Origin of the sequence: Ruminococcoides bili (assembly GCF_040093295.1) — a bacterium.
GTDB classification, from domain to species: domain Bacteria; phylum Bacillota; class Clostridia; order Oscillospirales; family Acutalibacteraceae; genus Ruminococcoides; species Ruminococcoides intestinale_A.
Genome location: NZ_JBBNJY010000016.1, coordinates 1 through 14,898, shown reverse-complemented (window position 1 = coordinate 14,898; position 14,898 = coordinate 1). Strand labels below are relative to the sequence as shown.

At 34.5% G+C, this 14,898-nt stretch carries 10 protein-coding genes; all 10 read left to right on the top strand.

Annotated elements, in window-relative coordinates:
* Nucleotides 1–2: 2 nt before the first annotated feature.
* The 10 genes from AAAY30_RS06585 (at nt 3) to AAAY30_RS06540 (ending at nt 14,634) form a co-directional block, all read left to right on the top strand.
* Complete coding sequence (locus AAAY30_RS06585; RefSeq protein WP_499215925.1) at nt 3–2,405, top strand: VirB4 family type IV secretion system protein; 2,403 nt, start codon at nt 3–5, stop codon at nt 2,403–2,405.
* Complete coding sequence (locus AAAY30_RS06580; protein ID WP_499215926.1) at nt 2,406–3,698, top strand: CHAP domain-containing protein; 1,293 nt, start codon at nt 2,406–2,408, stop codon at nt 3,696–3,698.
* A gap of 55 nt (nt 3,699–3,753) precedes the next feature.
* Nucleotides 3,754–4,311, top strand: coding sequence for a hypothetical protein (locus AAAY30_RS06575; protein WP_499215927.1), 558 nt, complete (start codon nt 3,754–3,756; stop codon nt 4,309–4,311).
* An 11-nt stretch (nt 4,312–4,322) separates the two neighbouring features.
* Nucleotides 4,323–4,790 (top strand): hypothetical protein, encoded by a 468-nt coding sequence (locus tag AAAY30_RS06570; protein ID WP_499215928.1) that lies wholly within the window; start codon nt 4,323–4,325, stop codon nt 4,788–4,790.
* Nucleotides 4,778–5,173, top strand: a complete 396-nt coding sequence (locus tag AAAY30_RS06565) for a hypothetical protein (RefSeq protein WP_186935043.1) — start codon at nt 4,778–4,780, stop codon at nt 5,171–5,173. Before AAAY30_RS06570 ends, AAAY30_RS06565 begins: the two co-directional genes overlap by 13 nt.
* An 11-nt stretch (nt 5,174–5,184) precedes the next feature.
* Entirely contained in the window at nt 5,185–9,198 is a 4,014-nt protein-coding gene (gene mobP3 / locus AAAY30_RS06560; RefSeq protein ID WP_499215929.1) for a MobP3 family relaxase, read from the top strand.
* A gap of 12 nt (nt 9,199–9,210) precedes the next feature.
* Nucleotides 9,211–10,149 carry a DUF3991 and toprim domain-containing protein gene (locus AAAY30_RS06555; protein WP_499215930.1) on the top strand — a complete coding sequence of 313 codons (939 nt, stop codon included), beginning with the start codon at nt 9,211–9,213 and terminating at the stop codon, nt 10,147–10,149.
* The gene (locus AAAY30_RS06550; protein WP_337566400.1) at nt 10,139–11,947 is read left to right on the top strand and encodes a type IV secretory system conjugative DNA transfer family protein; all 1,809 of its coding nucleotides are present in this window, start codon (nt 10,139–10,141) and stop codon (nt 11,945–11,947) included. Before AAAY30_RS06555 ends, AAAY30_RS06550 begins: the two co-directional genes overlap by 11 nt.
* Before the next feature lie 109 nt (nt 11,948–12,056).
* Nucleotides 12,057–13,394, top strand: a complete 1,338-nt coding sequence (locus AAAY30_RS06545) for a helix-turn-helix domain-containing protein (protein WP_499215931.1) — start codon at nt 12,057–12,059, stop codon at nt 13,392–13,394.
* Nucleotides 13,395–14,199: 805 nt separating this feature from the next.
* Nucleotides 14,200–14,634: a single-stranded DNA-binding protein gene (locus AAAY30_RS06540; protein ID WP_499215932.1), complete on the top strand. Its 435-nt coding sequence runs from the start codon at nt 14,200–14,202 to the stop codon at nt 14,632–14,634.
* Nucleotides 14,635–14,898 lie beyond the last annotated feature (264 nt).

Below are 14,898 nucleotides of genomic sequence, written 5' to 3'. Positions count from 1 at the left end.
ACTTGTCAAAAAAAGATCGCAAACTTAACAAAGCAATTAAGAACAATAATACAAGAGTGCAGAATTTCTTTGAAATAGCTGAGATTAAAGAAGATCATATTCTTACTACACGCAATGAGGAAAAATATTTTCTTGAAGTTAAGCCCAAAAATATTACTGTTCTCTCAAAGCCCATAAGACTTGGTATTATTGACTCACTTACAAATATCATTTCTGAACTGCCTAAATCTGAAATTTTGTGTCTTAATAATTCACAAAACTATGAAAATAACATAAGACATCTCGAAAATCTGAAAAGCAAAGAAAATAACGCAGCTATTGCAGCTCTTGACATCAAAGACATTGAATATATGAATAATATAAAATCTGCTATGTCAACAAGCAGATCATTTTTTATTATTTTAAGAACTTCTCAGCAGGACAGCAGACAGCTTGTAAATCACGCATTGCAGCTATGTGCCGAGCAAAATTTCAATGTACAGCTTGCAGAGAAAAAAGATATTAAAAAGATGTTGTCGATTTATCTTGAGCATACATCATACGATGAAGAGTTGCCTGATTATGACGGCGAACAATACGGATTATCTAAAAATGAAAGCCTTAAAAATTTTGTGGATATAATTGCACCGTCAATTATGGACTTTAAGCACAGGCGATATTACATAGTAGGTAATACATACAGAAAAGTTTTTGCTATCAGAAGATATAAAACCGAAACAGAACAAACTGCAATACTGTCTGAAATCGGTGAAATGGGCGGTGTAACATTACATATATATAATGAAAGAGTTACACCGTCAGAGCAAGAAAAAATCTTTGAAAAAGCAGAACGAAAAAATATGGGCGATATCGCAGAGGCAAAAACTATGTCTAAGTCAATAGACAGCAAGGAAAATATTTTAGACATAGAAAAAATACTCAAAGAATCGCACCGAACAAAAGAAGAGTTTATACATTGCTCTGTTTATGTAGAAGTAATAGCTAATTCTCTTAATGAACTAAGAGATATGCAAATAAAAGTATGTTCAACGCTCAATAAAAATCATGTAAAATACGATGAATTGTATATGCAGCAGCGTGACGGTTTTGCTTCGGTAGCTCCTTTTGGACTTGATATGTTTGATAAAGAATTTGCAAGAGTATTACCTGCAAGTTCAGTGGCTAACCTCTTCCCCTTCAGCTACTCCGGCAAAACAGACCCTAAAGGATTGTTCTTTGGTCGAGCCGTATACGGTGGAAATATTCTTGCCGATATTGACCATAGAGATACCGATAAAACCAACGGTCATATAGCAATTTTCGGTAACTCCGGTGAAGGTAAGTCATTCCTTATAAAATTGCTTATATGTCTTTTCCGACAACAGCAGAAAAAAGTTTACAGTATGGATTCTGACAAAGAATGTATAGATGTAACTAACGGACTCGGCGGCACAAACATTGATATGCTGTCAGGCAAGTATTTTATAAATGTAATGCAGCCTCGCCTTTTGAATGATCCTCTTGATGACAGCTATACTGATGATGAACCTGTTGCGTTTAAACATAAAACAATTATTTCTCAACATATAGCATTTCTCAAAGATTTCTTTAAAACATATAATCCTGCTATTACAACAGCTGAACTTGATACTCTTGAAATAATGCTTGAAGAACTGTACAAAAAATTTCATATTACAGACCGTACCGATTTGAACAAGCTTACAAATGTTGATTATCCTATACTTTCAGATTTGTTCAAGGAAGTTGAAAGGCAGCTTAATATTTATGATGAAGTTTCAAAAATCAACGGAAAAGAAATGCTTTTTACAAAAGATACTCTCCGTAATCTTGCACTTTGTATTCGTTCAATATGTATCGGTACGGACTCTACATTCTTTAACGGTTATACAAACATTCCGAATGCAGACCACATAAATTTTGATGTAAAGAATTTATTAAACACAAACGAAAACTTAAAAAATGCAATGTATTTCAATATTCTTTCGTTTATGAATAATAAATTTTTGACGGAAGGCAATACGGTTGTAATTGTTGATGAGCTGCACGAGGTAATTAAAAGTTTAATTGTAATTATGTATCTGCGATCATTTGTTAAGCGTGGCAGAAAGAAAAACAGTAACCTTGTTATCGCTTCACAAAATATTGAGGATTTAATGATTCCGGGGGTTGTTGAATATACAAAGCCGTTCTTCTCAATACCTACTCACCGTTTTCTCTTCTACCCCGGCACTGTCAATATTAAGGAGTACAAAGCTATAACTAATATGCTTGATGAAGAATGGGAGCTTATACAAATAAGTAAAAGAGGTCATTGCTTGTACTGCTGCGGTAATGAACGCTACTACTTACAAATTATTGCACCGGAATACAAAAAAGAGTTATTCGGCACAGCAGGTGGTAAATAAATGACTACAGCAGTTAAGTATTTTTTACTTATCATTAATAACAAGAAAGCAAGAAATACAATTATAGGAATAGTCATAGGTGTTATAGCCGCCGTTTTATTTCTGTTGATGTTTACATATGAATCTACACAACAAAATGCAGCACCAATTGCAGAAAAAGCAAAAGAAGAGTACAGCTTTTGGCAAACTCACACTCCAGGCAGTCAAAATTTATCCTGTCAAGGTGAACGCTATTGCTCATATTTTAAATCTTCTGTGACAGATTGGTGCTGTTATTTTGTCGGTTACTGTATTCAGGAATCAGGCTATGAAACCAAAGATTTTGGCTTTGCACCGGGAACTATTATGTGGACAAACAACCTAAAAGAGCTTGGAAAATTAAAAAGTGCCGATAACTATACACCGCAAGTCGGCAACTTAATTTTCTTCGATTACGGCGGCAGAAGCCATTATAAAGCAACCGGTAATGTAGACCATATAGGCATAGTTGTTGAAGTAAAAGATAATTCAGTTACAGTAATTGCCGGCAATGAGTACAATGGCCAAACCTCCAACTGGGCAACTGTAAGTTATGTAAATAAATACACATTACAATTAAACGATGACAGCATAGCTTGCTATGGAGCGGTTGGTTCAGCAATTGAAAAAGGTCTTGCAAATGTAACAAGAAATGTTATTACTCACAATGAAGTAGGTGTATTTTACAGCGAACTTGATAACAGTGATTTCGGTTCAGTTATAGCTAATGATAACGGTGCTCTGTCAGTAGGTGCATACGGTTGGCACGGTAATAACGCATTATCACTCTTGCAAAAAGCATACAGTATAAGCAATGCAGAAATTAGCCGAGTAGCTTTATCTTACTCAAATACCGGTAGGAAAGTTATTGCCGCTATAACAAACGGAAGCGATTGGTCAAGTTATGTCCCTGACAGCTATACTTACTCATGTATTAAAGCAATGCTGCTTACGAATGCAGGCATAGACGCACAAAATCAAACATCAACAGAAAATGCGGAAGAATATATCGCAATTTGTCAGGAAAATAATATCAATGATAAGCGAGCTATCGTTTACTGTGCAGATATATTAAATCAATTTGGCACAGGTTCATTTGATAAAAATGTTTACGGCAACGGTCATAATGGTGTTTTATACGGTGTATCTAACGCAACTCTTGATTCTGTTTATTCTTCTAAAAGGGCTTGGAGTGACAGCAACTACAGCTATGAAACAAGACGAAAATGGACATATGACTACCTAAATGGCTTATCTGACACGGATTTCAGCTAACAAGTGTCCCACGGTGGGACACTTGTTGCTGCTTTGGTATATGAAAGGAAGAAAAATGAAAAAGAAATTTATTATAGCAACGGTCGTTATTTCTGCAATAACAGTTATTGTAACAGGGTGTGGTTTGAAAGATGATACTAATAAAACAGAATCGGCTACTGCTCCTGTTACAGTTGAAACCACAACTATGAACACAGAAAATTTGCAGCAAAGGATTGAAGAATTGGAAAGTGAAAAGCTCAAATATGACAGACTGTTTAATATTGAAGTCAAAGATGTCATTGATAAATATTGTCAGCTTTACCTCTCCTATTCCGGGTCACAAAGTAATAATATTTCTCAGCTCAAGGATTACTTATCGGATGATTATTATAATCAATTACAAACAACAATAGGTCACAGCACATACGATGATAATTATGAGCAAGCTACAGGCTTGGTACAATTGTATGTTTCTGACTATGAGGATAACGGTTCATTTAATGTTATGGCTATTTGCAGTCAGACAATCATATACAACGATGAAGTGTCAAACTCAAATGTAACATACAATTTCAATATGGGATATTACGATAATATATGTAAAATTCGTTCAGTCGAGAAAATCTTTTAAGAGGTGATTTTATGATACAGTCAGATAGATTTTTTAACAAATTAACTTTAACCAATGATAATATACCTGATGATAAATTATTAGGTTCTTGCTTTTATCTTACATCAAAAGTAATAGACGAAACTGCTGTTAAAGCCAAAAATATTCTTAATTCAAACACTCTTTCTTTCGTTTATAACGCTTCTGTCGAATATTTATACCAAAAATATCTTGAAGATCCCGAAAAAATAAAAAGTATTTTTCGAGAAGAAAGAGAAAAATTTGATATAATTACTAAAAAACAAAAAAGTCTTTATATTACCAAAAAGAGTTATAGAATGCTGATGTTTCTTAAAAGAGAGCTTTATATTTCAAGAGGATTTGTAATGCAAATAGCAATTGAGCAGTATTATAACTATCTTTGTTCAGATGAATACCTTACACTTTTAATTAATAAGCGTAATGAAGTTTTAAAGGAGAATAGCGTATGCAATCAGTAAACAAACAGCAGATAAGCGTTCAATTGCCTTTATCAACGATAAATAAAATTGAGAGCTTAAAGAAACTTGATGACGGCAAAACAAGCAGAAATAAGATAATTGAATCAGCTGTTGATTTTTACTTTGGCTATAAAACATCTGAAATTACGCAAGATTATCTATGCTCTATCGTAGGACAAAAAATTGAAGGTATGATAAACAATGCTTCAAACAGAACCTCAAAGCTGCAATTCAAAGAAGCTGTTGAAATTAATGTGCTTACTCGTATCGTTGCAAGTATGATGGAACTTGACAAAGACTCATATGATAAAATGCGTAGAAAAGCTGTAGAAGATGTTAAGGCAAGCAAAGGTATTATATCAGCATATGAAGCTCAAACATAACGGAGGCTGCTATGGTTGGCACAAGGTTTATTTTAAACTCCGGTTACTTTCATATAGCCAAACCCGGAGAAAAGCTAAGCGATCACGCCTTAAGCGGTGAGCATGCAGCAAATCTTGTACGGTATTGCGGTACAAGGGAAACTGTTGACAAAAACATTGATATGGCAGATGATTTACCGATTACTTTTAAGCAAAAAGTATCTGTTAAAGATTTACTTAATCTCTATACAGAAAAAGGTCTTAGTGCAGAGTGTGAAGAATACAAAGTTTATGAAGCTAATGCTACAAGAGCGAATGCTTCAAGTTTAATGCTGCATTTGGCAAATAAGCTTTCTGAAAATACTTCATTAAATCTATCGGAACAAAACATAGTAAATGAAGCTATCAGATTGGCACAGTTTTATGATGTTAAAAATCGACCTGCAACAAAGAAACAAAAAGAAACTATTAAAGAATTTCTTGAACAATTAAATTATAAAGATGATGAGGATAAACCGTTGGAATACACCGATTATATTAATAATCCGACTATGTCAAATGCTTCTGACCTTATATCAAGACTTGCGGAAGAATTACTGTTCAACGAAGCAGGAAATTTGATAGAATATGCAGCTAAAAGACCGGGTGCTTATAAAGTCGGTGAGCACGGTTTATTTTCATCATACCCTGATGTAGATCTTGACAGAGTTGCAGAAGAAATATCAACTCATGACGGAAACATATGGACTGACATTCTCTCGCTCAGACGAGAGGACGCTGACAGGCTCGGTTATGACTGTCAAAAGCTATGGAAAGATTTAATAATGTCTAAAGTTGATCTTATCGCAGAAGCTCACGGTATAAACATTAATAATCTGCAATGGTATGCTGCTATGCACAATACAGGTCATCACCCGCATGTACATTTATTCGTTTACTCAACAGACCCAAAAGAAGGCTTTTTGTCTAAGAAAAATATTAAGAATTTAAAATCAGAGTTTGTTAATGAAATTTTCAAAGATGAACGACAGGAAATATATATTAATAAAGACAAATACCTCAATGAGTTAATCAGTCAGAGTAAAGTTTTGCTTGAAAATTTGTTATCAAATCCCAATCAATATATTTCTAATGATACTTTAAAATACTTAGTTAATCAAATGTTGACCCTTTCATGCAAAGATTTCAGCAAAGGAAGAAATACTTACGGCTTTTCTTCACCTGACAAGAAAAAACTTGTAGATGATATTCTAACCACACTTGTAAACAATAACAACCAACTGTCAAATCTTTATGATAAGTGGTGTGATGAAAGCTACAGTTTGAGTAAATACTATTCAAAAAAAGAATTTGTAAAGCCTGACATTTCCAAAATTGATAAATTTACACCTATCAAGAATTATATCTTAGAATGTGCAAAATCTATGAATCAAAGCGGAACATTTATAACTGCAACTGATGATATTACGATTTCTCACCCACCGAATATTACAGCTCCTGCAGAAACAGAACCGCAATCAGCAGATGATGATAACGGTTTTATTGATGATACAAAGCCGGAAGAATACGAATATACAGAGTTACAAAAAATTCCCTCATTTATACTTGGAAATGAAGGAAAGGAAGTTATAGATTTTAAAAAAGCGTATCAAATTTCAAGTGATTTGCAAACCAGAACTGCGCAATCTTGCAGAAAACTTGCGGATTGTTATTACTACGGAAAAGGTACGGAAAAAGATTATAATGCAGCTCAAATGTGGTACGGCATTGCTGCGGACAGTTACGGTGACAGTATGTCTGCATATAAACTCGGACAAATGTATTTATACGGTACTAAAGATACAGAAATCAATAAAGAACTTGGCAACTACTATTGCAAAACAGCTTTTATTCAATTCAGAGATGGGTTAAAAAACAGAAATTACTTTTATGAACTCGATAACGATTCTGACAATTTGCATTATTACAGTGAAGTTGATTCTTATGAAGCATATATTGAATATCTGTTAGGCCGAATGTACCTTAAAGGTGAAGGTGTTGAACAAGATTATCGCTGCTCAAGTAATGTTTTTAGTCTTGCTGCAAAAAACGGTTATTCGCATGCTTACTACTACCTTGGCAATCAATTTTATTATGGCCTTGGTTTTACTCAAGATTATGAAAAAGCATTTGACTATTACTCAAAAGCAGATAGAAAAGGTGATAAATATGCGGCATACAGACTTGGTAAAATGTGTTTGTCCGGTGAGGGTGTAAATATTGATATACAGCAGGCAGAGCATTATTTTTCAAAAGCAACTAAAACAGTTGTGCTTGCAAATTATGACCTTGCAAAGCTGTATGAGGATTATGCCGATGATTTTAATAATGTTTCAAAAGACTATATTAACGGCTTATATAAAAAAGCATTGGAAGGTATGATAGAACAAGAAGAAAACGATATACAAAATGCTTTTACAGAAATGCGTATAGCAAATATGTATCTTGCAGGAAAAGGCACAGATATTAATATTAATTCTGCAATTGAGTGGCTCAATAAAGCAGCTAAACAAGATAATCCAAATGCAGCATATCAGCTTGGTTACATATACTCTTCCGAAAAATACAATATCATTGATGAGCAAAAGGCTAACGAAAATTATAAAAAAGCCTGCTTGGAATATGAGAAAGCAGAAGAAGAAAACAGTAATGTTACGGCTGAAAGCAGACTTGGTAAGATGTATCTAAACGGCTGCGGTGTTGAGAAAGATATTCAAAAAGCTGTAATTTGGCTAAAAAAGGCTACATTAAACGGTAGTGCTTCATCTGCATACACGCTTGCAAAGCTATACGAAAACGGTGAAGGCGTCGAAAAGAATATTGAAGAGGCATACAGTTATTATCAAATATCTGCTGTACTCGGTAACTTCTACGCAAACTATCAAGTCGGTAAAATTTCTCTTCAAAAGGGAGAAATTGAAAAAGCTGTTGAGAATTTTCAAGAAGCAGCAAAAGGAAATATATCTCACGCTTGGTTTAAACTCGGTAAAATATATTCAGACGAAAGTTACGGACTATATGATATTTCAAAAGCTCAGCTATGCTACAGTAATGCTTTAAATCTTTACATAACAGATTATACCCAAAATCCTGATGACTTTACAGCCTATAGACTCGGAAAAATGTATTTTAACGGTTTAGGTACTGATATTGACATAAATAAAGCTATACATTGGTTTTCACAAGCTGAAAAACTCGGCAATACAAATGCTGCCTATCAGTTAGGTAAAATAGCATTTGAAAACAATGATATTGAAAATGCTATAAAACATTTTCAATATGCAGCACAAGGAAATATATCTAACGCTTGGTTCAATCTTGCTAAAATTCATTCAAATGAAAGTTATGCCCATTATGATATTGCAAAAGCTCAGCTATGCTACAGTAATGCTCTAAATCTTTATATAACAGATTACAATCAAAATCCTAATGATTATATTGCTTATCGTCTTGGTAATATGTATTTAAAAGGGTTAGGAACCGATATGAACATTAATCAAGCTATATATTGGTTTTCCGAAGCTGAAAAATTTGAAAATGCAAATGCAGCTTATCAGCTCGGTTATATCTATCACTCCGAAAAATACGGATTACAAAACAATGAGCTTGCAAGTAATTATTTTAGAAAAGCATTATCGGCTTATCTTATCCGGTTTAATAACAATCAAACAGATTCAGAATTAGCTTTGCGAATAGGTACTTTTTATCAATACGGATTGGGAATCGAACGAGATATTGAAAAGGCTCTTTTGTGGTATAAAAAGGCTGTTGAACTCGGGAATATAAAAGCACAACAAAAAATTGAAGAAACTAACACTCAACAGCAAATAACAGTGCTTAATCTTGCCTCTATAGCTGCTCATATGGGCAAAATTATAAACACAGAAACAATTGCCGCCGCAAAGCAAAAATACACATCTGATTCAAAACAGCTAAGAGATGAAAAAATACAAAAAATAAAATTAGGTCACGCTGTATCCGACAATCCAATCAGCTATGACTATTAGGGAGGTTAAAGAATGTCAAAATTTATTCCGTTTACAGATGAAGAGTTGTATCAGGCTCATCATAAAGATATTAAAGAATATCTTGAAAGTATAGGAGAAAAAGTTTTACATAGCGGTACAGAATATATGTGGGAAGCACATGACAGCGTAAAAATACGAGGACATATTTGGTACAGACATTCTACAGATGAATCGGGTACGGCAGTAAATTTTCTGATGACATTTTTTGATTTTAGTTTTCAAGAAGCAGTAATAACTTTGCTTGACGGAAATTACAAAGCTACAAGCAATTCAAAGCCTGTTGATTTTATAAACGAACCTGATATTTACCATAAAAAAGACAGAGTAGTTTTACCTCAAAAAAACACAAACAACAAACGCTTGTATGCTTATCTGTGCAATTCACGCTGTATTGATTACAGTGTTGTCAGATACTTTGTAAAAAAAGGTCTTATATATGAAGATAAATGCAACCACAACATTGTATTTCTCGGCAAAGATAAAAAAGGAATAGTCAGGTATGCCGGATTAAAAGGTACGCTTACTGTTAAATCTTTTAAAGGTGAGATTACCGGAAGTAACAAAATATACTGCTTTAAGCACATTGGTTTGTCTGATGTGCTTTTTGTTTTTGAAGCTTTTATTGACTTATTCAGTTTTATTACTTTGTATCAGCTTGACGAAAACTGGCACACATACAACTATATAGCTTTAGGAGGGCTGAATTTAGAAGCTTTGAAAAAATGTGTTAAAGATTACCCGCATATAAAGAAAATCTATATATGTACAGATAATGATATTAACAGTTCTGACGGCAAAAATCACGGACAGGACTTTGCAAAAAAAGCACAAAAAGTATTTCAGGACAAATATAAAACTGAAATAATAACCCCTAATCTAAAGGATTGGAACGAAATTTTAAAACAAAGGAGTCAAAGTTATGGGAAGTAGCTCAACAAGCGGAATTATTATATTTTCAATAATCGTATTAGTTGTACTTATAGCTGCGTACTTTATATCATCAAGCGGCAAAAATTTAAACTCTATTAAAAGCAAGCCTGTCGGTGACGGCCAATTCGGTGACCAAAAATGGGCCACCAAACAAGAATTAAATAATAATCTTGTTATTATACCATATGAACCCGAAAAGTGGAGAAATGGCGAAAACAGGCCACAGCTTGAGGGCATTATACTCGGTGCAGTAAAAAGCGGTAAAAAAGTATCTGCATACATTGATACATCTGATAATCATACTCTCTCCGTATCTGCTCCGGGTGGCGGTAAAACATCTTCTTTCGTCTATCCTAATCTTGAATTTTTAGCGGCCGTTGGTAATCCTTTTTTCGTCACAGATACAAAAGGTGACGCTCATCAGACATATGCACCTGTTTTGGAAAAATATTACGGGTACAAAACTTATGTAATAGATTTAAGAAATCCTACTCGCAGTGACAGTTACAATCTGATGTATCTTGTCAATAAATACAATGACCGCTATGAATCAACAAAAAGTCTTGCAGACAAAGCACGGGCTGAAACATATGCAAAAGTTCTTTCAAACTCAATCGTACATATGGACGGTTTCAAAAGTGCAGGACAAAATCAATACTTTTACGAATCTGCAGAAGGCATTATTACAGGCGTTATCTTACTTGTATCCGAACTTTGTGAACCTGAAGAAAAGCACATAGTATCAGTTTTTAAAATAATTGAACAGCTCCTTGAAATTGACCCACGAACAGTAAATAAAAAAGGAGTAATGCCTACAACTTATCTGACTGAATTATATACAATGCTGCCGACTAATCATAAAGCAAAATGGTTTATGTCTGCCACAGCCTCCGGTGCTTTTCAGACTACTGCAAGCGTTATGTCAACAGCAATGAGCCGTATGCTTTCCTTCATTGATACAGAAATGGAACAAATGATATGCTTTAACAGTGACCTTGATATTGAAAACTTTATTAACGGCAAACAAGCAATATTCTTTGTTGTTGATGAAAAATCAAGCACTAAAAATTTTTTAGTAAGCTTACTTGTAAGGCAAACTTATAACGAATTACTTTGTGCCTCTGAACATTTTGAGAACAACAAGCTGCCACATCGAGTATACTACTACCTTGATGAATTTGGCACATACACAGCCATAGAGAGAGTTGATCAGATGTTTTCTGCAGGCAGATCAAGAGGTATCATTTGCTGCCCATTTTTACAAACTACAACGCAGCTTGATCAAAAATACGATCAGAATACAGCAAGCGTTATAAAATCAAGCTGTCAGAATGTAATGTTCAGTTACATAGCACCTACTTCCCCTGACGCAGAAACTTTTTCAAAAATGCTTGATAATCAGACGGTAATGTCAGGCTCTGTTTCGCAAAAGCAAAACAGCTTTTCAAACAATAACAACGCAAATTCCGTTACTTACAATATGACAAAAAAGCCTTTAATGACACCGGGGCAAATTAAAAGAATGAAAAAAGGTGACTGGGTGCTTATGAAAACAGGTATGCACCCGGCACAAATGAAACTCCTCAAAAGCGAGGACTGGGGACTATCACTTAACGAAGAACCCTATAAAGCAAAGAAAAGCACTATAAGAGAGGTAAGCTATGCCGACCGCACAAGATTATTTTCGGCTCTATTGAGAAAATATCCTACAGCAAAGGCATATACCCCACCTGTAGGCTCATCTGCAGAACCGGTGCAGACTCACGAAAAAAAGCCTGTACTAAAAACATATATTTAAAACTAAGTCTGTTGCTCTTGCAGCAGACTTTTTTAATTGCTTAATTCACACGGTCTTGAACAATTAAAAAAGTCCGTTTCAAGCAGCTTCAAAATACGGAGGAATTATAATGAAAAAATTAAATAACAAAGACATAGAAATCGCAGTAGAAATTGACGGCGTATATGCACAGGGATTTGGTATGCTTGCTCAAAAAGTTATGCTTGACAAAGAACTGCCTTTACAAAGCAAGGCTATTTATGCCTACTTAGCTTCTTATGCAGGTTCAGGTAAAATTTATCCAAAACGCAGCACAATACTTCGTGACCTAAATATGAACAAGGATACCTACTACAAATATCTGAACAGGCTTGTTGAAAAGAGTTATATTTCAATTTCAAAAGCTAAAGGCTTTCTAAATAAAAATGTGTACACCATATGCAGTAATCCTAATGCTATAGGTTGTCCACCGTCTGCTTCTGCAGAACATCATACACTTTCGCTTGATAATATTTATTCATACGGCTACGGAAATATGCCAAAACTAATTATGTGTGATACTCGTTTATCTGTTAAGGCTCGTGGTATGATTGCTTTATTCTATTCACTTGCTCAATCATCAAACACAGTATTTCCTACAAGAGATTATACTATGGAAATTCTCGGTATAAGCAAGCAGACATACTACAATACACTAAATGAACTTATAGCTTATGGCTATATATCCGTAATTAAGCGTAAGGGAAAAAACGGTAAGTTTTGTGTAAATAACTACATACTTAACACTAATCCTACAGTTATAGAGAAACAGCAAAAAGAAAGTAATAAACCGTGTCCTAAATTTTCGGACAATGTAAAAAATGCGATAAAATCTACACTCTCACCATGTCCTAAAAAACAGGACAATGAAAATAACCGTGTCCTAAAAAGCAGGACATTGCCGTGTCCTAATTCTTCGGACAATACCGTGTCCCAAAATTTCGGACATTATAACAATACCATATATAACAATACCATAAATAACAGTAAATCAGATCATAATCTAATCATTGACAGAATTAACCTTACTGTACCTTTTACAACTGACAATGACAAGATTATTGAATCGATTAAAGAATTGACAGATTATAATGCATATCAAAGCTATGTCGCTTACGAGAACGATATATATTCAAGATTATACTGCAAAGCCGTTGATTTACTTTGCGATATGGCAACCAACACCACTCAGACCTATAATAAAACTACTGTGTCACAGCGTACACTTATTTATTCAATTAACAACTGCATTACAAAGCACGGTATTGCAAAAGCTAATTCATTATGTGATTTGATTTCGGATACACTTTTAAATTATGAAGAAGCAAGCAAAGAATATGAAATCCGTAATTGTTCAAATTATCTCAAAGCGTTACTTTTTGACAACATTACAAACTTTGCGTTTAACTTAGCCAAATTCGACTTGTAAGCGTTTTTTATTGTCTGCTGATGTAATTTTACTCTTATAGGGAATAAATCGAATTTACGCAAAAAGCAAGGCTTTTTCTTTTCTGCTATCGGCATTTTGTCAAAGTTTTGTCTTGAAATTTTAGCAATATTAAAATCAATGTTACTAAAAAGTCAGCTTTTATCCGATAAAAATAAAACAGCAATCTAAAAGTGATATTAAAGGCTTAGTCGATGATATTAAAGTTAATGTTATCGAAAATGTCGGCACTGCCGACATTTGTGACCGACTTAATATTGCTTGCAATATTAAGTCTTTATCCTGCAAATTTTACTACCCTACTTTCCGTGGCAAAATATTGTTTTGGTGTCCCACCGTGGGACAGTTATTGCTTACCTCCTCAAGTGTCCTACGGTGGGACACTTGAACTTAGTAAAAAGCTGCTGTTTCTCAAAAGATTACTTCAAAATCAGAATTACCGATAAATAATTGCAGGCTAAAAAGAAAATATATTCAACGACAGCAGCGTAAAAGCTAAAGTTTGCAAAGTTATCAAACTCGGTAAAAGCCCCTAAAGCAGAGAAAAAAATAGAACAAGACGATTGCTCACAAAAATGCAACATAACTTACGCCGGTAGCTCTCCCCTACACTATTTTAAAGTTGACTGTAAAATAACTTTTGCAAAGTCATAACCTGTGCAGCTACTCGCCTACAATTAAACACCCGAAAGCAGAGAAAAAAATAAATAAACAACCTCTTGTTTGCCCACAAGTGTCCCACGGTGGGACACTTAACTGATATATTAATAAAAAAGGAGTCATAAATATGTTAAATCGAATTGTACTCATGGGAAGACTTACTGCTAACCCTGAACTCAAATCAACTACTACCGGAAAAAGCGTAACAAGTTTTAGTATCGCAGTTGAACGAAATTACAACAAACCCGGTGAAGAAAGAAAGGTTGATTTTTTCAATGTTGTCTGTTGGAACTACACAGCAGAATTTGTATGTCGCTATTTTGCAAAAGGCAATATGCTTGCTCTTGAAGGCAAACTACAAAGTCGTACATATCAGGCCAATGATGGAAGTACACGCTATGTAACCGAAATTGTCGCAGATACAGTATCATTTACCGGTGAGCGTGTGCAAAAAGCAAATAATAATACTAAAGACTCTTCTCCAACTACATCTGAACAGCCACCTTTGCCCTCACAACCCGATTTTGAAAATATGCCTATTGATGATGATTTACCGTTCTAAAGCTGCAACAAGTGTCCCACCGTGGGACACTTGTTGCAGAAAATCATTGACATATTATTCTGCAATGTGTATAATAATATTGTAGGGAGAAATCCCAGAGAAAATACGCTTACTGATCGGCGTTCCTAAATTGACAGTTTGATTGAATATGCCTACCGTTCGGCGTTCCTAAATTGACGGTTTGACGAAAAGGGGCTGTCGCATTAACACCCTCAAAAAGAAAAACCGGGTAGCCCGAAAGGGTTGCCCGGTTAGTGCTTTCTA